The organism is Stieleria bergensis, from assembly GCA_007745635.1.
Taxonomy (GTDB): Bacteria; Planctomycetota; Planctomycetia; order Pirellulales; family Pirellulaceae; genus Stieleria; species Stieleria bergensis.
Map to the genome: position 1 here is coordinate 2,273,958 of CP036272.1, position 19,655 is coordinate 2,293,612.

Here is a 19,655-nt window from a genome sequence, read left to right on the forward strand (position 1 = left end):
TTGTTGGCGTGCAATTGCGAGTTTGTTGGGCATCTAGGCGTGCTTGCACCACTGCTTTGAAGATCTTCGAATCCGGTGGTGCGGATGCGTAAAACCCACGTGATTGCGGCCCAACGGTGCGCTGCGATTTCATTGGTGCGTGCAAGCACAGCACCATGCGAACCCAGCCTCGGTTCGATGGTGCGAGCTCGTCCGGCTGATGTTAGCGAGCTGCATCGGCCATGACGGCCAGATCATCTTTGCCCACTCGCGTGCAGAACTCACCCAGCGACTCGCCTTCGTTCGCGTTGGCTTTGAAGGCGCCGGCAATGGCGATGATTTCGCTGGCCAGTTCATCTGAGGGCACGAGGTCTTTGTAGATGTAAGCCAGGCGATTGCCCAACCAGCCGCCGCCAGCGAACAGTGTGTACTTGTCCTTCGCTTTGCCAACCAGGGCAATGTCAGCGTTGTACGGGCGAGCACATCCATTGGGGCAGCCGGTCATGCGGATCGTAAACCGTTCCTTGTCCAAGCCCAGCTTTGCCAGCGGTTGTTCGAGATCGTCCATCAGGCTTGGCAAGCGTCGTTCGCTTTCAGTGATCGCCAAGCCACAGGTGGGCAACGCCACGCAGGCCATGGACCAGCGACGCACGGTGCTGGTGTCTTCGGTCGTCGGCACGTTGTGTCGCTGAATGATTTCGATCAGCTGATCTTTTTGCTCGGGTTCAACATCGGTGACAATGATGCTTTGATGGCCGGTCATACGCAGCTCAGTGCCGAAGGTCTTGCAGATTTCTCGCATCATGGCCTTCAGCTGGATGGTGTCGTTGTCGAGCAAGCGACCGTTTTCGATATTCAGGCCATAGGACCATTTGCCGTCGCCTTGGTCTTGCCAGCCCATGTGATCGTCGACACCGGTCACATCATCTTCGGTGCAATCCTCGAGTGCGTATCCGAGGTACTCTTGGACTTTGGCGCGAAAGGCATCGACACCCATTTCATCGACCAAGTACTTCATTCGAGCCACTTTGCGGTCTGCTCGATTGCCATGATCACGCTGCACCATGATGATCGCCTTGCTGACTTCGGTGGTCTGCTCGGGAGTGCAGAATCCCAGGCGTTTGGCGAGTGCTGGATAGGTGCGTTTGAGCGCGGGCGTAGTGCCCATGCCGCCGCCAACCAAGACGTTGTAGCCAATGATTTTGTCATCGCGAACGACAGCCAGGAAGCCCAGGTCCTGGGTGTAGATGTCAATGCAATTGTCTTCCGGTAATGCGATGCCCATCTTGAACTTACGCGGCAGGTAAGTGGGGCCGTAAAGCGGTTCTTCGACGGGGCCGCCGCCTTCCAATGTCTTTTCGCCTGTCTCTTGATCAATGACCCACAGTTCGTGATAGGCCGGAGTCTTGGGAGCCAGGTCTTCCGTCAGTTGGTCCGTCAATTGGTTCAACTGCTGATGCACTCCGTCGGCGCGTTTGGCTGGGCAGCACATGATGTTTCGGTTCACGTCACCACAGGCAGCCAAGGTTGACAATTGCATCTTGTTGATTCGATGAATCGTCTCGCGCAGATCCTTTTTCAGGATCCCGTGCAGTTGCAGCGTCTGACGCGTGGTGATTTTCATGGTCGAATCACCAAGTTCATCACACAGGTCAAGCTGGGCCAGCATTTGATCGCTGGTGATGCGGCCGCCCGGGATTCGGCAGCGCACCATCATGGCAAAGGCTTTCTCCTTGCCAGCTTTTTTCATCTCAACGCGCTTGTCACGATCGTCTTGCTGATAAGATCCATGGAACTTAAGCAGCTGAATGTCCGAGCTTCCGAAGTGCGACGTGTCGTTGGCGAGTTCTTCGCCAATGGTGCCTCGCAAGAATTCGCTCTCTGTCTTGATTTTTTCGACAGCGCTGAGCTTTTTTTCGGGTTTGGGGGTGTCTGTGGACATCGCGCAATGGGTCCTATGGATTGGACAATCGTTGTCAGTTGGGGACTGGTCGACATCCCTTGGTCGACTTTCGCAAACTATAGCGACCAGAGCCGATTGAGACCATGCCGAGCGGCCAGCCAGCCATGCGACAGATGCCCATTTTCTGCCCGCATGAACTGCTCGGCGAGGCGACTGGCCGACAAATTGACGCACTGGCTCGATCGCCAAGCCCGGGGAATGGTCGACGCCGAGGGTGTTTTTCAGCGGCGCAGCGGTGTTCGCATGGCTCAAAACTCGCTCTGTTCGGCTCAAAACATGCTCAGTACGGCTCAAAACATGCTCTGTACGCAGCCTGGCGACGCACTGTCACACCGATGCACGCTTGTTTAGACCGCCTTTGGTTCACGTGGGTTCACCGCTGCGACGGTCTGTCAGCCTGGTGATGTTGGTGGCAGAACCGACGGTCGACCCTGGATGGGGTAGACGATTTGGTCAGATTCGACAAACTATCGCCTCCTCCAGTGTGGATCGTTGCTTGCGTCAAATGATTTCCGGCTATCGGCCGGCGCGGGGCAACCGCAGCCCCGATTCCTCGCACGGATGGGTTGACTACAAACGCACCTTCGGACGACAGGTTTAGCACCATGGCGGCAGAGATCTTAGACGGCAAAGCAATTGCAGGCGAAATTCGCCAAGAAGTGGCTGCTGATGTGCAGGCGTTTACTGCTAGCGGTGCACCGGCACCCTGCTTGGCCGCCGTGCTGGTGGGGGAAGATCCCGCCAGCCAGGTCTATGTACGCAACAAATCGCGAGCCTGCGAGAAAGCTGGGATCGAAGGTCGAACCCATCGCTTGCCAGCTGATGCCGGCCAAGATGCCTTGCTCGGATTGGTCGCTGAACTGAACGCCGATCCGAACGTGAACGGAATCTTGGTTCAGCTTCCATTGCCAAGTCTAAAAGACGAAGCGGGGCAAGCGATGTACGACGAGCGTGAAGTGCTCGATGCGGTCGATCCGCTGAAGGATGTGGATGCTTTTTCGCCAGTGAACGTCGGCTTGCTGATGCAGGGGCGACCGCGTTTCTTGCCTTGTACGCCGCACGGGATTGTGCAGCTGTTGTTGCGAACCGGGCACCTTTGTTCTGGGAAAAACGTTTGCGTCGTTGGGCGCAGTGACATCGTTGGCAAACCAATGGCCATGATGTTGGCGCAAAAGAATGGTTCCTGTGGTCCTGAAGTCGCCAACGCGACGGTCACCCTGGCACATAGTCGAACCGCTGACTTGGCCGCCGTTTGCCGCAGCGCAGAGATCCTGATTGCGGCCGTTGGCAGGCCCAAGATGATCACCGCCGACATGGTGCGTCCCGGCGCTGTTGTCATCGATGTTGGGATCAACCGCGTCGATGATCGCTTGGTGGGCGATGTCGATTTCGATGCCGTTGCGGAGGTCGCCGCCGCAATCACCCCGGTGCCTGGTGGCGTTGGTCCATTGACGATTGCCATGCTGCTGCACAACACCGTGATGGCGGCCAAGCTGCAAAGCGGCCGGTAGTCGCAGCCGAATTGTCCCCCACTGCTTGTGCTGCGTGGTGATTTGTCCTGCGTGGCGCCTCGTTGGCGATGTTTCGTTAGTGGAACCGCTTGGCGATCGCCACGCCTCTGATGGTGTTTGCGACCGATGGTGAGGGAGACCGGCGGTGGGACGCGTCACCGTTGCCCCGCCGTTTGCGACGCTCTGGAAGTGGGGCAGGTGCTTGGCAAGCGATTAACGGCGATCGAAGTAACGCAGCACATTGACCATGATGGAGATCGTGCAAGCGGTTAACAATGGCATCATGACGATAAAGACGATGAACGATGCCCAGGCCTTGTTGCCTTCACCGTCGACGCTCTCGGTTTTGAAGTCGCGTCCCAGCAGTGTTGAAAGCTCTTCCTGAATGATCGGAACCTTGGCAGCATAGACCAGAGCTGCCGAAAGCAAAGCGAACACGCCCACGACGGCGAACATCATTGTGAAGCTCACTTGCAGCCGATCAGAGGATTGGTCGATTTGGCTGACGCGGCGCACTTGGTCGGAACGTTGTCCGGCATTCCCGATGGCGGCGTTTGAGTCTTCTGGAGAAGGCTGCTGTGACGAGCTGGGCGGGTTGCTTGGCATCACTTACTCGTAGGCTTCGGGGGGAAGTTCTGGGAGTGCGGGATCACTGGCCGCACCGGCATCATCACTGGTGTTGGTTCGTTCCGGGCCGTCCCAGATCTCTTCAAGATGCTGTTCGCTGGTGTCGCGACGCAGCAGCAAGTAGACGCCGCCGGTCAGCCCAGCGGCCAGGGTCACATACCAGGCAGCCATCACCAGTTTGATCACATCCATTGCCGCTGCCAACAGCTTACCGTCGCTTCCGGTGGAACCGATCGACCAGATCACCCAGTGGGAGGCGACAAGCTGGATTCCGCCCAGCAGAAAACCAATCAGGTACAAGATCGCGGCACACAGAGCACTATACAGGATCAGATGGATCGGACGCCGGAAAACGTATTCAAATCCTCGGCTGCAGCCATCAAAGGCATCGATGTTCGCTTCACAGACCATTGCCGCCAGCGAGATTGGAATGGCAACCAACGCACCAAATCCGATCACGCCTAGAATCATTGCCAGGGCCCCTGCGGCCCAGCCGGTCAACGTGCTGATCCAAGCGACACCACACCAGCCACCGATCGTGGCCAGCAGCCAGCCAGCTGCAGCTAATGGGATCAAGATCAGCAACGGCACGACGAACACCGTGTAAGCACCGAGCAAACGGTGCTTCATGATGGCCACGCAGCGACTCGGCTCTGGCAATTGTCCCGACGCAGTTTGGACGGCACCGGCACGCATGAGAATCAGTAACTGCGGGACCCAGACAATCAGCAGGCAAAGGATCACAACCAACCAACGACTGAATGTCGCGTTCTGCATCCCGATGCGTGGCAGGAAAGGCTGGGAGCCCAGGAGAGTAGCCATCGGTTGCGGCCATGACGCGGCAGCGGTTGCCAACGGATGAGTGATCGCCGTTGGGCTCGGTGGAGCCTGAGTCATTGGGGGGTGACTGAAATCGCCCGCAAAGGAGAAAATCAGCAGTGAGCCAATCAGTCCGACCATCGCGGTCGCCACGTACACCGGAGAGGCTGCCAGACGAAGGACTGAAAACAATTTCAGCCAGGGCGCCAAATCACTCCAGCAACGCGCACGCTGGAGCATGCCGGCCTCATAGTTGGGCCCCTTGTAGACCTGCTCTTCGTCAAGATGCTCCTCAGTCAAAACCACTGCTCCCGCTGAATGAATCAAGTGCCTGATAGTATCATCTATGGCACCCGAATCGCACAAGTCTAGTGCCGGCAGGAGAGTGTTGACGTGGCGGCGCGTTGTTTACTCTGCCGCGGCGCGTTGTTTACTCTGCCGCAGCGCGTTGTTTAATCTGCCGCAGCGCGTTGTTTAATCTGCCGCGGCGCGTTGTTTACTCCGCCGCAGCGCGGGTGCACGCTCGTTTCCACAGCGCCCAGATCTCTTTGGTCAGGCTCTTGGCGTTGGTTTTGCGATACGGCGAATCCTCTGGCAGGCCTTCCATCAGTCGCCGATGTGCCTCCGGCATGCTGTGGTATGGCAAGCGGGGGAACAGGTGGTGCAAGGCATGGAAGCGAGTGCCGACCGGCCCCCAAAGCTCTGTGATCCAACTGTTTTCCGGGTAGTTGACCGAGTCCAGCATTTGAGCTTCAAAACTCATCTCGTCCCCATCGTTGGTCCAGCGATGAGCGCCCAGCGTTCGCAATTCATTCAAAATCAGCAGTCCCACGGCAACTGCAAAGGCAGTCGGTTGCAACGGATCGTACCAGGTTCCAAAGATAATCTTGTGTCCAAAGATCAGACGCATGGTGACCAGGAAACAGAAAAACTCCTGCAGCACCACGATCCGCATCACCTTTGCTGAGCCGTCTTGACGCTCGTAAAATGGGTCCACGAGCATCGTTGATGCATGGCGATGGACAAACTTGCGGGCTCCCGGGATGAGCCAGCAGATGGGACTGAGCAACCCAAATCGAATCAGCGCCAGCACAGGGATCACAAGTGCTTGCACGACGAAGCCAACCAGCCACAGCGGATTGCGGTGGCTAAGTGGCAGGTATTCACCATCGTGGTCCGTTCCGTAGTGTTTGCGGCGATGATGGTCGACGTGTGGGTAGTACAGGAACGATGGCGCCAGGAAAGGAATGCCACAGAGCAGGTTCCAAGTGAACCGGAACGCGCCAAAGCCTTCTTTGGGCAAGTGCACGAGTTCATGAATGAACATCACCGCGCGCATAAACAACGCCACCGTCGCGCAGTAAGTCACTGCGTAAGCCAGCATCATCCAGGGTTGTGGCCAATAGGGAGGCAGCAGGTGCACCAAGGCAATCAAGCACAGGTAACCGCTGACGATCGTCAGCAGGAAGTCTCTGAAGTAGATCTTCGGATCTGGCTTGGTGAGGTCTCCGATCAACGAACGAGCTTGTGTGAATGAAAAGTTCGTTGCAGCGCCAGTTGATCCCCCAGACGCCAGTCGTTGGCTTCTCTCTTGGCGATTGACTTGATCGGCAGGGTGGGTGGATTGATCGACCGAGCATGGCTGTGCTGATGGTTGCTGGCTAGTTTCCGATGGCTCAGTCGCGATCTGGTTGGATGGTGTTTGGTCCATGATGAATGCACTCGGGTTCGCTTCAGAGAGGAATCTCAGGTGGTGCGTCGGTCTGTGCTGGGCCGCCATCGATCAAAACTTGGGCGTGTGCAGACTGCCGCTTCTTCCGAATCGTCATTTGAGAGGCAAAAATGCAAAGGTTCTGATCAACTAGCCTAAACCCTCTGGTCAAGCCTGGGGGAATGTTCCAATATTGCCGAGCGGGTCAATTGAACACATTCGTTGGCGACGCGCTGCCTGTTACATTTCCGCACAGAATGGAAAGCGATTCACCTTTCTATTCGACGGCAATCCCGGAGTTGGGATCGCCGCGGCCCCCCAGATGACCGAATTCCTGCACGCAAGAGCTTGTAAAAGATGCCTGCTGAACAACGACGGATCGTGATCATTGGCGCGGGCGCGGCGGGTCTGATGGCAGCGGCTCATGCCGCCCAGCTGGCCCGTCCAAACGGGGTGGAAGTGTTGGTGCTGGAGAAAAATTCAAAGACCGGTGCCAAAATCTTGATGTCCGGCGGCACGCGTTGCAACATCACGCAAGACACCGACGCCCGCGGCATCACGTCTGCGTTTGCCAATGGCGGACGGTTTCTGCAGAAAACCATCGGTGCGTTTCCGCCTTCGGAGGTGGTGCAGCTCTTTAACCAGCTTGGAGTGGAAACGAAAACGGAAGAAACCGGCAAAGTGTTTCCAATGTCCAATCGTGCGCTGCATGTTCGCGACGCACTGGAACACTATGCCGTTGAAAGCGGTGCGCTGATTCGTCGCCGTTGCGGAGTCACTGGCCTGTGTTTTAATCAGGGACAATGGCAAGTGGCTACTGAAAATGAAACCATTAACTGTGACAAGGTCATTGTGACCAGTGGCGGTAAAAGTTGGCCGGGGTGTGGTACGACCGGAGATGCCTATGCTTGGTTGCATCAACTGGGACACACCATTCGAAAAACACATCCTGCCTTGGTGCCGCTGGTTGGCGGACAGGCATGGGCTCATCAGCTCTCCGGATTAACGCTCGCGGATTGTCAGGCCGCAGTGTATCCGAAGGAGCAATGGCTGAACCGGCCCGCCAAGCGTCGCAAACCCTTGATTGAACGCCGTGGTGGCTGGCTGTTCACGCACCAGGGGTTTAGCGGTCCAGCAGCCATGGACGTTAGCGGCGCGATCACGGGGCAAGCCAGCTTTGAAGACACCGTGATGACCGTGGATTTTTTGCCGTACATGGATTCTAGCGAGCTCGAGTCGTTGCTTTCCAATCGTAGCCAGCAGGGACGCAGCACCGTGAGCAATCAGCTGGGCAAAGTCATGCCGACGCGTTTGGCATCAGCGCTGACCTTGCACGCGGGGCAAGACTGCCCGCTCTCCCAGTTGAAACGGCAAGCGTTGCAAGAGCTTGTCGCCGCGATCAAGAGCTGTGTGGTGCCGATTCGCGGGACGCGAGGCTTTGAAAAAGCCGAGGTCACAGCCGGTGGCGTCCAGTTGAAGGAGGTTGACCCCAAGACGATGCAAAGCAAACGGCATCCAGGCCTTTACATCGCAGGTGAAGTTCTTGATGTCGACGGCCCCATCGGCGGTTATAATTTCCAAGCCGCCTTCAGTACCGGGCGCGCCGCAGGGCTGCATGCTGCCGCGGAGTGACTGGTGAGCGTGCTTAAACTTGTTCCTGCCCCTTTTCAACACGGATGCTCTTTCTATGAGCTTTTCTAACGTCTGGACTGTTCCAAGGTTCGCTGTCGCATGGGTTGTGCTGGCGATACTTGCCGCTGATGTCGGGTCCGCAGAGAACATTGCCCCGTCAAGCATTGCCCCGTCAAACATTGCCAAGCCAAACGTGTTGATGATCTTGGCAGACGATTTAGGGCATGGCGATGTGGCTTGCTATAACGATCAGAGCAAGGTCAAGACTCCCAACCTGGACCGCATGGCCCGCGAAGGCATGCGGTTCATCGATGCGCACAGCCCCTGCACAGTTTGCACACCGACGCGATACAGTTTGATGACCGGACAGATGGCGTTTCGTGTGCCTCGTGGTGGCACGGTCTTCACTGGCGCCGGTGGCCCCTCGCTGATCGCTGATTCGCGATTGACGGTGGCGGAAATGATGCGTGATCATGGCTATGCCACCAGTTGTATCGGCAAGTGGCACATTGGGATGAGTTTCTTTGACTCCGATGGCAAACCCCTTCATCGAGGCGGCTTGGAGCCTGTCAAGCGGATTGATTATTCGCGACGCATTGTCGGTGGTCCGCTTGACCATGGCTTTGATCATTTCTTTGGGACCGTTTGCTGTCCCACCACGGACTGGCTGTACGCGTACATCGACGGTGATCGCATTCCCAATCCACCGACTCAGCAACTGGATCGAACAAATCTGCCCAAGCATCCTTATGCCAACGACAATCGTCCGGGGATGGTGGCTGATGACTTTGATGTCCAGGAAGTCGATGAGCGGTTTTTACAGGCGTCCAAGTCTTGGATCGATGGGCACATGAAGGATTCACCCGAGCAGCCGTTCTTTCTTGTGCACTGCACTCAGGCGGTGCATCTGCCCAGTTTTCCTGGCAAACGTTTTCGAGGCACCACAAAAGCGGGGCCGCACGGCGACTTCATTGCTCAAATGGATCAGACCGTGGGCGACCTGTTGAACCATCTGAAGGCTCACGAGATCGATGACGAGACCTTGGTCATTTTCTCCAGTGACAATGGTCCCGAGGTCGACTCGATCTATTACATGCGGCACGACTATCAGCATGACGGTGCGCGACCTTGGCGAGGAATCAAGCGAGACAACTGGGAAGGCGGCCATCGTGTGCCGCTGTTGGTGCGTTGGCCGGGAATGATTCCAGCTGGCAGCACTAGTGATCAGTTGGTTTCATTGACCGACGTGATGGCGACACTGGCTGACATTGTCGACCATCAGCTGCCCGAGCAGTCGGCAGAAGACAGTTTTAGCTGGCTGCCAATCTTTCAACAAACAGCGACCGAACCCATTCGGCCCTATTTGCTGATGCAAGGTTTTGGCGGCGATCGTTATCTGGCGATTCGCCAAGGTGATTGGAAGTATCTGGCACACAAAGGTTCGGGCGGCAATCGCTACCCCGGGCATCGTTTGCTGAAAGAGTACTTTCTCGAAGACACCCAGCCGGACGCACCGGGACAGTTGTACAACTTGAAAAATGATCCGGGTGAAACCGAGAATCTGGCCGTCTCGCACGCTGAAATGGCGGGCAAGTTAAGTCGGCTGTTAGAGCAGACCAAGCAAACGGGACGCAGTCGGGGGCGGTAACCTGTCGCCAGCCGTTCGTCGGGCTTTGACGCCCACGATGAGGGGCTCTCGGTGAGCGAGTGAGGATTTGGTCGTTGCTGGGTTTGCTTGGTAGGGTGTCGTGCTTGCACGCAACACTGCTTTGAAAATCTCCGCATTCGGTAGAACCACTGTCCTCCAAAAACGAAATGTAGCACTCGTTGGTGCTGCGTGCTGGTTGGACAGCCTCGAGCGGGAATGGAGGCAATCGCAGGAAATGCAGAACGCTAATCAGCACTTATCAACACTAATCAATTAGTGAAAATGAGTGCCTATTAGTGTTCCCGCTTCGAGACGTCGAACATTCCGTCTCTTGGACGACCAGCGTGAAGCATGGGGCAGCGTGAGCCACTGATCAAAACGAGACATCCCACCGTCCCCATTGCCCGACGCTAAAATGGAGCTTACGTAAACTAGTTGGTCACCAGTCACTACGGGCTATTATCAAGGCACTGACACGTCCCAGGGAAGTCGCCACCTGATCGTCTTCGCCCCAGTAAGCTCAACAAAGTCATCACCAGAGAGGCCATCAAGAGTTTTAACAACAGTTGCGACATTCCCTCGGATCTCTGGAGCGGCTTGCGAGCCGGCAATCGAGTGCAGTTCACGGGCTCCAATGGCAAGTCAGGCTATTGGTTCTCAAGATTCACTTCGCTGATCTGTTCGTTCAAAGTGAGGTAATCGTAGATCACGCCAATGCCCAGGAGGCCACCGGTGCACAGGTAAATCACTCCCGTGATAATCTTGCCCAAATAGAAACGATGGACTCCAAAGACGCCCAAGAAGGTCAATAATACCCAGCAGATGGTGTAGTCGATTCTGCCCGTTGGATAGCGCTGTTGGGCCTCTTCTGTCATCGCCGGGATCAGGAAGAAGTCGACGATCCAGCCGACGAACAGGCAGCCGCAGGTGAACAGCCAGATCACTCCTGAAACGGGCTTGCCCAAGTAAAAGCGATGAGCACCAAACATTCCCAAGATCCAGTAGGCGTATGCAGCGACGGTCAGGTGTGATGGCACATCCTCGTCATTGAAGGCAGTGGGGCGATCGTTGGAGCTGGATTGGAAAGATTCGGCCATGATTTGGAGTGGGTTGTCGGAGGGGGAACAGGGGAGCCAATGATCGCCGTCAACTTGGTTCACATTGGCGATGCTGTCAACAGGAACGGCGTTCAGCAGCGTCTGCTGGCCCGCTGGTGAAGCTCGTTTCAGGACAGAATTCGTTGGTGGCCGGGATTCCTTGGCAATGACGGGGGGAAATGAGGCGGCGCTGGCAATCGAAGCCGGCCCGGGACGAGCGATGGATCGGCCCGCCGGGGCGTCAACGCAGGCGACCCCAGAAGAACGGGATCTCTTCCACCCGTTGATGGTTGCCAAAATCGCCACGCCAAAATTCTTGTGTGCAGTGAACACAATCGACTTGGGGGAGGGCTGCGATTTCTGATACCATGGGACTTCTTGTTAATCGCCTGTGAAGATGTGTTTTGCCGAAAGCAGACGCAGCATTTACTCTGATCACTTCGTTCGACGAACTGGAATGACCATGAACGGACCTTTTGAAACCGCGACCTTCGTGATTCCCACGATGGATGAACAGGATACCGTCGCGACGTTGGTCGAGCAAATTGATCAGACGTGTCAGGCGATGCATCTGCGTCATGAGATCCTCTTTGTTGATGATGGATCGACGGATGAAACCTGGCAGCGAATTTCGGAGCTTTGTCAGCGGCACGATCACGTGCAAGGCATTCGTTTCCGCCGAAACTTTGGCAAGGCAGCAGCGTTGTCGGCTGGCTTTGCTCGCGCTGGCGGTGATGTTGTCTTCACAATGGATGCGGATCTTCAGGATGATCCGGTTGAGATTCCCAAGTTCATTGAGAAGTTAAACGAAGGCCACGACGTCGTCAGTGGTTGGAAACAGAAACGCAAAGATGCCCTCGACAAGACGCTGCCCAGTAAAGTGTTTAACTGGATGGTCAGCAAAATGACGGGGGTCAAACTGAATGATCACAACTGTGGTTTTAAAGCGTACCGACAAGGCGTGGTCAAGGACGTTGTGCTGTACGGCGAGCGGCATCGCTTTGTACCCGTCCTTGCTGCCGCCAGAGGCTGGCGTGTCGGCGAGGTCCCCGTGGTGCATCATGCACGTCAATTCGGACAGTCTAAATATGGTGTCTCGCGATTGGCCAAAGGATTCTTGGACCTGATTTCGATTTTCTTTCTAACCACCTTTGGCAAGCGACCGCTGCACTTTGTCGGTGCCATGGGAATGTTGTTCTTTTTCAGTGGTGGTCTGCTGATGGGCTGGCTGACGCTACGGAAAATTGCCGGAGCGGTTTTCGAGTCCGTGTCTCCGCTGATCCTGCACGAGTCGGCTCAATTTTATTACTGCATCACGGCCATCCTGCTGGGGGCTCAGATGTTCCTGGCCGGACTGATCGCGGAGCTCATTGTTTCTTTAAGTGAGCAATCGCGGACACCTTACAGTATCCTAGAGTTTGCCGGGACAATGGCTGGTGACCAGCACGATGATCCGTCGTCCAGTGATAACGACGATCGTGATGATCAGAACGGTCAAGCTCCGTCGGCCCCAGTCGGCCAGGATGGTTCACCGCAAGCCGCACAGTCAGGTTGGGAAACGCATCAAGACGTCTCGGCGGATGATGAACCTGAGGACATCAATTTAGAATCACTTTCCATGTTATCCAGTTCTGGGGTTAGCGAATGAGCGACGATCTTGCACAAGGAAGATTAGTTCGCTGTGTGTATGGATTGCTGATCATTGTTGCGCTGAGCGTTGTTTCCGGACGGATCGCCAGCGTGACCAGCAAAGAGGGAGACACTCCGTTTTTGAGTGCGAATGATCGATCACGTTGGTGCACGATCGCGTCCCTGGTTGAAAATGGCACCTATCAGATTGATCCTTTCCTGGAACGCCAAGGTGCCAAAGCGAATCGTCGGCCCTGGGGCACGATCGACTTGGTGCGTCATCAAGGAGCCGACGAAGAGCAGCACTATTACAGCAGCAAGCCACCGTTGCTGCCCACGCTTTATGCCGGCGTTTATTATGTGCTTCGGCATTCGATGGGAACAACACTTAGCGAGCAGCCCCTCTACATGGGGCGTTTGCTGCTGTGGTTGATCAACATTCCTATCCTGGCAATCTTCTTGTTGGCCACGATCTGGACGATTGATCGTGTCACCACCGAACCCATTGTGCAGTGCTTTGTCGCCGCTTGTGTGTGCTTTGGCACCATGTTGCTGCCGTTTTCGATCTCGTTGAACAATCATGTCCCGGCGGCCGCCGCCATGGCGGTTGCACTGTATCTGTTTGTCACGGGCATTCAGCAGCCGACGAAGTGGCCGATGTGGTTTTTCTGTGGCCTCTGCGCGGCGTTTGGAGCGGCGAATGAGTTGCCAGCGTTAGCGATGACCACCGCCCTGGTTGGGATTTTGGTGGTCACCAATTGGAGAGCGGTTCCCGGATACTTGCTGGGAGCGTCGCTGGTTGCCGCGGCTTACTTTGGCACCAGTTACCTCGCCCACCAGGACCATTTGCCTCCATATTTTCACCGAGGCAATGGTGAGTTGCTGGCGACGTTGCCGGAGTCGCCCGACGATGAAACTCTGCGCGAGGAATTGACGAGATTAAGCCTCGTCGGACCGGGCTCTTCCATCGATCGCTCTTGGACTCGAGATCCAGCGCGTGAGCGCGTGACCATCAACCAGCACGAATTCATCGCCTTGGTCAGTGTATTCGATGAAGCGGTCGAAGTTCGTCGCTGGGACGATTGGTATGACTACCCCGGCAGCTATTGGGTGGATGGCCGCCGCCGCGGGGTGGACGTGGGTGAGCCGTCACGCATGATCTATGCCATTCACATGCTGGTCGGTCACCATGGAATCTTCTCGCTCACGCCGATCTGGTTGCTGGTGCCGATCGGGATCGTTGTCGGGCTGTCGCGTTCGCGGGCGTCGAAGTTGCCCGGCGGAGCATCCAAGGGCAGCCATTCGCGAGCCGTTCAAGTCCGCCAGCAGCTTGATTCCAGTGTTCTGCACAAGGCGTCGCCCGAGGCCTTCATGCTCGGCGGCGGGGCCACCAGTTACCAGTTACTGAGCTTGGCGATCCTGGCCACTTCGGCTGTCTGCATTGCATTTTTCGTGGCCCGACCGGAGATCGATCGGAACTACGGTGGGGTAAGTGCCTGTTTTCGCTGGCTTCTCTGGCTTGCCCCGTTTTGGCTTTATTCGCTCGCTTTGGCCTCAGAACACTTGGCCAAGCACACCTGGAGCATTCTGGCAGGCGGGATTTTGCTAGCAGCAAGTGCCTTTTCAATGTCAACGGCGCTCTCCAATCCCTGGCAGAGTCCGTGGTTGTACCGTTTCTGGGACCTTTTGGGCTGGATCAATGGATGACCCAAGCACTACCATCGGCAATGCTGCTGAGGCTGATCCAGGCGCGATCGGATTGGTAAGACGCTGACCGTCTATCGGTTGGTGGTTTTGAACGGAATTTTGCTGCAGCACGGACCACCACCCACTCGCTGACTTCAGGAGAAGTTGTGCATTGAATGGCAAGGATGCCAGTGTCGACTCGACCGCAACAGTGCAGCCGCACGCCCGACAAGATCGGCATGGTGGTTCGCGCTGGATGGTGGTGTTGTTGATCTTGGTCACGACGCTGTTCTTATTGCGTTTCATCGCGCCGCAGACGGTTGGCGAGCAAACCAGGCGGCATCTTCAGTCACAATTTCAGTCGCATTACGTTGGCTATGACGTCTCCATCGGCTCGGGCCGCATGGAGCCCAACACCGGGCTGATCTACGAAGACATTCGCATCGCCAAGCCCATTGTTCGCGCCCCAGTGATTGCCGGCAGTGGAGAGGTCCGCCGCATGCAGTCTGCAGGCCAGGGAAAACGAGTTCAGGAACCGCTGTTGCAGATCGACCAAATGGTCGTGGTCACGCGCACCGACCTGTCGCGTTTACTGGAGCAAGAGAACCCTATCTCCAGCGATCGAATTGTCCTGCGTGGTGTTAACGCGTACGCCTGGATCGACGAGGCCACCCCGTTGGGGTCCATGTCTTCGGAGCAACAGATTCGGCTGGGCTTACAGAGCCTGTTGCCGATGCCAAAGTTTGGCAAAGCGCCCTGTCCGCGAATCGAAATCCATGACCTAACGATTCACCTGGGGTATGCCAACGAGGCGGACAATTCGTTCAACGTCAACGTCGACAACGTTCTGGTCACCAATGCGCTCTCCACCAAGGGTGGACGGTCCACTAAGATCACGGCAACAGGCAATTGCGTGCTGGCGGATAAGTTCATCCTGAGCGTGAAGACTGAAAACAAGCAATCCCTGGTCACGGCGGAGCTCAAGGATCTGAGTTACAGCAGTCGCTGGCTGGACCGGTTGCCGCGTTCGATTGTCCAGCACCCACAAGTCGCTCCGCTGTTGGCTCAGTTAAAAACCAGCAACGCCCAGGGAGTCACTGTCACTGGAGACCTGTCAGCGGCGGTCACGTTGGGCAAGAACCAGCCGCTAAACTATGCGGTTAAGATGCGTGTCCATGATGGCGCCTATCGCCATCCCCGCACCGTGATGGCGCTGAAGGATCTACGAGGAGTGGTCACCTGTTCTCCCGGCAAGGTCGTGATCGAATCCGGCCAGGGCTATTGGGGAAAAGCTCGATTAAATGTGTCGGGAGAGCTGGCGGTTGGCTCACGGGCTGTGGCCAGCTCCCAAGTGGCCAGTAGCGAATTGGCGGCCAGTAGCAAATGGGCGGCCAGTAGCAAATGGGCGGCCAGTGGCGAATTGGCGGTTTCAGCTGAAAACCTCTTGCTGGACAACTCGATTGCCTCGTTGCTGACGCCGAAGCTTCATGAGCAGTGGCTCAAGTTCCTTCCACAAGGCATTGTTGATGTTCCCAGCAGTCGGATCACGCTGGCGGACGGCAAAGTCAACGCAACGGGGACGGTGGTCTGTAAAGGCGTCGATGTCGAATTTGACAAGTTCCCCTACCCTGTGCGACACATTACCGGAACGATCGAATTACGCGAGGGGCGGATTCGCAGTCAGAGCATTCTGGGGCAGATCGGTGGGCAGACCTTGCACTGCCTCTTTGATTTGCCACAGAAGCCACAATTAGATCCCAGCGGTTTAGTGCATCTGGCGACCAACGCGCCGATTGCGATCGATGCTGAACTGCTCGAGGCGTTGACGCCACGGGGACTGACACAAAGTCCGCTCGAAGGCTTCGTGCGTTCGCTGCAACCCGGCGGAGCGATCAGGCTGGTGAGAGGCACTCTCCGGACGGAAGCCGACGGCACCAAGCATCAAGAGTTTGAAGTCGAAGTCAGTGATGGGAACATGCGTTTCGAGCGTTTCCCGTATCCGCTTTACAACGTTGCCGGCAAGGTGCTGGTCAAGGATCGTTTGGTCCAGTTGCAGAACTTTCACGGCGCGAATGTCAATGGTGGCTCGATCACTTGTAACGGCCATTATGTGATCGGAAAGAAAGTTGCACCGACGATGGTCCGTGCTTCGCACGTCAATGGACTGTACCAGGGACCGTTGCCCAATCATGGACTGGAGTTGCGGTTTCAGGCATCGCGAATTGCGCTGGATGAATCGCTTCGCAGTTCGTTGCCTGATTATTCGCAACAGACTTGGAGCCAGCTCTCACCCAGTGGCGTGGTCGATCAGTTGGATGTGACCTTGATTCAACCCCATTTGGCGGCGCCAATTGAATTATCGATCCAAGGAAAGCAGTTAGAATCGCGACAAAGCCAAGCGGACATGTTGCGTTTGCAGCCCGTTTCTCTGCCGTATCGATTGGACATTCTCGATGGTTCGGTGCGGTATGAAAATGGCGAAGTGATTATCGATTCGATGCGTGCCGCACATGGTCAATCCATGGTCAGTACGGCTGGCAGTTGCCGTCAGTTAACCAACGGGCGTTGGCTGTTGTCACTTGATCTCCACAGCGGCAGTCGGTTGATCCCTGATGCGGAACTCATCAACGCGCTCCCGGAGAGTATGCGAAGCACGATTCGCAGTCTGAATTTGCGCGGCCCCTTCGGTCTTAGCGGGCAGACTCAAACGCTGCTTTCCAGCGATGAATTCCCCGATCCAGAATTTGGTTGGGGTGTCCTGTTGCAATTGGAAGGCAATCGGATCGGGGACGTCGGGCCTGTGCATAGTCTGCGTGGCGAGTTAACGATTAACGGACGCAAGAACGCACAAGGTTTCTATGCCGATGGTGAAGTCAGGATTGATTCGATGCATATCGAAGACCTGCAGCTCACCGGCATCCGCGGTCCCTATCGGATCAACGATACCAGTTTGACGCTCGGTGGAGTTCCCAATGCGCCGCGGCAAGGTCAAGCGGCCGTCAATCCGGCACCGATCGAGGGCCGTCTGTTTGGTGGCAGTGTCGCAATTCGAGGTGGCATGAATTTGTCTGATGCCGCGTTTGCTGTGAACATGTCACTGCAGAACGCCAAACTAGCCTCCGTGCTCTCTGAACTTCAACAAGCCAAGGGCGAGTTGCAAACCGACACCGTTGGAAACCTTTCGGCTCAAATGTATTTAGAAGGCATCCTCGGGACCAAGGAACTGTTGCGCGGCAATGGCAAGGCAGTCCTCAGTGGTGCCAAAATGTATGAGTTGCCACTGTTGGTTCAACTGCTGAACGTGGTCTCGATTACACCCACCGAAGAAGCCGCGTTCACCAATGGCGAAGCCGTCTTTAATTTGAACGAAGACTTGATCGTTTTTGAAGACTTAAAACTGTGGGGCAGCTTAATTGCCCTGCATGGTTCAGGCATGCTTGATGGGCGGCAGGACTTGAATCTGCGTTTTGACACGCGGGTCAGCCCACGCAATGTCTTCACCCGAGTGCTGAGCCCGCTGGGGGATCAGCCCTACACACTGTGGACCATTGACGTGAATGGTCCACTGAATAATCCGAAAGTCAAAGGCCGAACGCTGGAAGGTGTCGGTAACACGTTCCAGCAGATCATCGGTCGCGTCAACGGAACGATTACCGGCCCGGGCAACCGTGGTGTTAAGTCACCGGTCCCACAGTGATCTCTACGCCGTCTACCTGCGATACGGTGCCAGGACCGTTTGATGGCTGGTTCGAACAGCTGGCTGTCTGCCAGGGTGCTGGAGTTGCGACGCTTGGCGAACCTTTCCAGTACGCCCTTTGGGCGTTGTCAAGTAGTTGGCTGATTGGACGGCTTGCTGGTTGACTGGTTGAACGTGGTGTCGCGCCAGGTTAATCGTCTCTGGCTCTGCTGTGGCTCGATAGCTCTTCAGGCGGACCTGAGACACTTGCCGGCCGGTAGGGGCGTTCAAGCTCGGCAGCGGGTTGCTGATCGGTTTTACTTGTAACCGCTTTGTCTTGTTGCTGTCTGATGAAGCGTCATCCAGATTCTGCGGTTTGCCAAAGATCGAATCAAAGTCCGGCTCCGGAAGCTCCATTTCCTCCGGTGAGATCGGGTCGGGGGTCGACGTTGGCAACGCATCAAAGATGCTGCTGGGGGTGTCATCTTGTTTGGGCGCTTCGATCTCTGGCAACGGCGTCTCGGTTTTGTCGCTTGGTGTTGGTTGACTCTCGCCTCGTCCCGTGGGCATGGAACTTGGCAAGGCATCGAAGGGCTGGGTTGGCTTGGCTGGTTTGTCCGCCGAACTATTTTTCGGGGACGCAGGGTCTGGCGATTCCTGCATTGGTGGCGAAGCGGTGGGAGAGCCGTTCTGGTCCAATCGAATCGGCGCCGGCAAGGCACGGTCATCGCCCAGCGATGGAGGCATTGGCGTGGTGGAAGGGACCGGCGTGGTTGGGCTCTCTAGCTTCGGTTCCGGAGTTGCTTGCTTGGGGGCTGGCTTGAGCGGTGGGTGGAATTGCGGCGTTTCCTGCTCGATTGCTGGCGCGGTGGGCTGGCGTGTCATTTCACCCTGTTCGATGATGACGCTGTTCTCTAGCCATGGTGCAGAATCACAGGGCGGCTGGCCGTTTTGGTCGCAGTGGGTGCCATGAAGGCCTTGATGAATGCCAAGCAGTTTACCGAGACCGCTGGCCATGTGACGGGCAGCGACTTCGGCCGGTGACGGAGTCGCATTGCAAGTGCAGATTCCTGAACCACAGCAAGTGCGATGCTGGGGGATCGGAAGCGGATAGACTGAATGTTGATGCGACGCTGGATACGTCTGGAGGTGATAGGGCTGAGCAGCGTCTCCGGCAGGATACCCGTGATAGGTCGCTGGAGTCACGGGAGCAGCGCCATGCCTGCTAGGGTTGCGGACCGGTTGTGCGCGCAGGGACTGCCCTAATGACACTCTGCCCAGTGACGGTCGGCCAATGGGAGCGGGTGGTTCGTAGGCGCTGGCCAGAGTTGGCAGGGAAGTCGCAAACGCCAGGGAGGCGATTTTGATCCACAGACGACGCCTGCTTGGCTTTGATTCGTTTCGTGTGAAGGTCAATTGGGATCGGTTTTGATTCGCTTGTGCGCCCAGGGAAGCCGTCTCGACTGCCGTGTTGGTGTTGACGATGGTGTGCTGGGACTCGGTCGGATGGCTATTCATTCGTTGGCTCATTTCGTCCACGCGGGGACTGGGGGAGGAGATGGATCACCGCCGGTGCCGCTGACTGGCAAACGTGATTTCGGGATCGTGAAGAGGGACGATCCAGCCAGTGCAGCAAGGCGGTAAACTTGCTCTAGTCCGGTCTATCGTCACCTCAGA

At 56.4% G+C, this 19,655-nt stretch carries 12 protein-coding genes; 6 read left to right on the plus strand and 6 right to left on the minus strand.

Annotated elements, in window-relative coordinates:
• Positions 1-202 precede the first annotated feature (202 nt).
• A complete protein-coding gene (locus SV7mr_RS07670) occupies positions 203-1,921 on the minus strand; it encodes an NADPH-dependent assimilatory sulfite reductase hemoprotein subunit (protein WP_145270734.1) in 1,719 nt (572 codons plus the stop codon).
• Between the two features lie 626 nt (positions 1,922-2,547).
• Between SV7mr_RS07670 and SV7mr_RS07675 the strand changes: the two genes are divergently transcribed.
• Positions 2,548-3,453 (plus strand): bifunctional 5,10-methylenetetrahydrofolate dehydrogenase/5,10-methenyltetrahydrofolate cyclohydrolase, encoded by a 906-nt coding sequence (locus tag SV7mr_RS07675; protein WP_145270736.1) that lies wholly within the window; start codon positions 2,548-2,550, stop codon positions 3,451-3,453.
• Positions 3,454-3,666: 213 nt separating this feature from the next.
• Here SV7mr_RS07675 and SV7mr_RS07680 read toward each other — a convergent pair whose 3' ends face one another.
• The 3 genes from SV7mr_RS07680 to SV7mr_RS07690 all read right to left on the minus strand — a co-directional run bounded on the left by SV7mr_RS07680 (position 3,667) and on the right by SV7mr_RS07690 (position 6,610).
• Positions 3,667-4,059 carry a hypothetical protein gene (locus tag SV7mr_RS07680; RefSeq protein ID WP_145270737.1) on the minus strand — a complete coding sequence of 131 codons (393 nt, stop codon included), beginning with the start codon at positions 4,057-4,059 and terminating at the stop codon, positions 3,667-3,669.
• A 3-nt stretch (positions 4,060-4,062) separates the two neighbouring features.
• Entirely contained in the window at positions 4,063-5,205 is a 1,143-nt protein-coding gene (locus tag SV7mr_RS07685) for a hypothetical protein (protein WP_145270740.1), read from the minus strand.
• A gap of 190 nt (positions 5,206-5,395) precedes the next feature.
• The gene (locus tag SV7mr_RS07690; protein WP_145270742.1) at positions 5,396-6,610 is read right to left on the minus strand and encodes a fatty acid desaturase family protein; all 1,215 of its coding nucleotides are present in this window, start codon (positions 6,608-6,610) and stop codon (positions 5,396-5,398) included.
• Positions 6,611-6,967: 357 nt separating this feature from the next.
• Between SV7mr_RS07690 and SV7mr_RS07695 the strand changes: the two genes are divergently transcribed.
• Positions 6,968-8,242, plus strand: coding sequence for a BaiN/RdsA family NAD(P)/FAD-dependent oxidoreductase (locus SV7mr_RS07695; protein WP_145270744.1), 1,275 nt, complete (start codon positions 6,968-6,970; stop codon positions 8,240-8,242).
• Between the two features lie 55 nt (positions 8,243-8,297).
• Positions 8,298-9,890: a sulfatase family protein gene (locus SV7mr_RS07700; RefSeq protein ID WP_419188228.1), complete on the plus strand. Its 1,593-nt coding sequence runs from the start codon at positions 8,298-8,300 to the stop codon at positions 9,888-9,890.
• Between the two features lie 647 nt (positions 9,891-10,537).
• On the opposite strand, the gene SV7mr_RS07705 is transcribed toward SV7mr_RS07700, so the two are convergent.
• Positions 10,538-10,987, minus strand: coding sequence for an NINE protein (locus SV7mr_RS07705; protein ID WP_145270746.1), 450 nt, complete (start codon positions 10,985-10,987; stop codon positions 10,538-10,540).
• Positions 10,988-11,450: 463 nt separating this feature from the next.
• Here SV7mr_RS07705 and SV7mr_RS07710 point away from each other — a divergent pair, with 463 nt between their 5' ends.
• The 3 genes from SV7mr_RS07710 (at position 11,451) to SV7mr_RS07720 (ending at position 17,999) form a co-directional block, all read left to right on the plus strand.
• Complete coding sequence (locus tag SV7mr_RS07710) at positions 11,451-12,635, plus strand: glycosyltransferase family 2 protein (protein ID WP_145270748.1); 1,185 nt, start codon at positions 11,451-11,453, stop codon at positions 12,633-12,635.
• Positions 12,632-14,323, plus strand: a complete 1,692-nt coding sequence (locus SV7mr_RS07715; RefSeq protein WP_145270750.1) for a hypothetical protein — start codon at positions 12,632-12,634, stop codon at positions 14,321-14,323. Before SV7mr_RS07710 ends, SV7mr_RS07715 begins: the two co-directional genes overlap by 4 nt.
• Before the next feature lie 151 nt (positions 14,324-14,474).
• The gene (locus SV7mr_RS07720; protein ID WP_145270752.1) at positions 14,475-17,999 is read left to right on the plus strand and encodes a hypothetical protein; all 3,525 of its coding nucleotides are present in this window, start codon (positions 14,475-14,477) and stop codon (positions 17,997-17,999) included.
• A 12-nt stretch (positions 18,000-18,011) separates the two neighbouring features.
• Here SV7mr_RS07720 and SV7mr_RS07725 read toward each other — a convergent pair whose 3' ends face one another.
• Entirely contained in the window at positions 18,012-19,496 is a 1,485-nt protein-coding gene (locus SV7mr_RS07725; protein ID WP_145270754.1) for a hypothetical protein, read from the minus strand.
• Between the last annotated feature and the right edge of the window lie 159 nt (positions 19,497-19,655).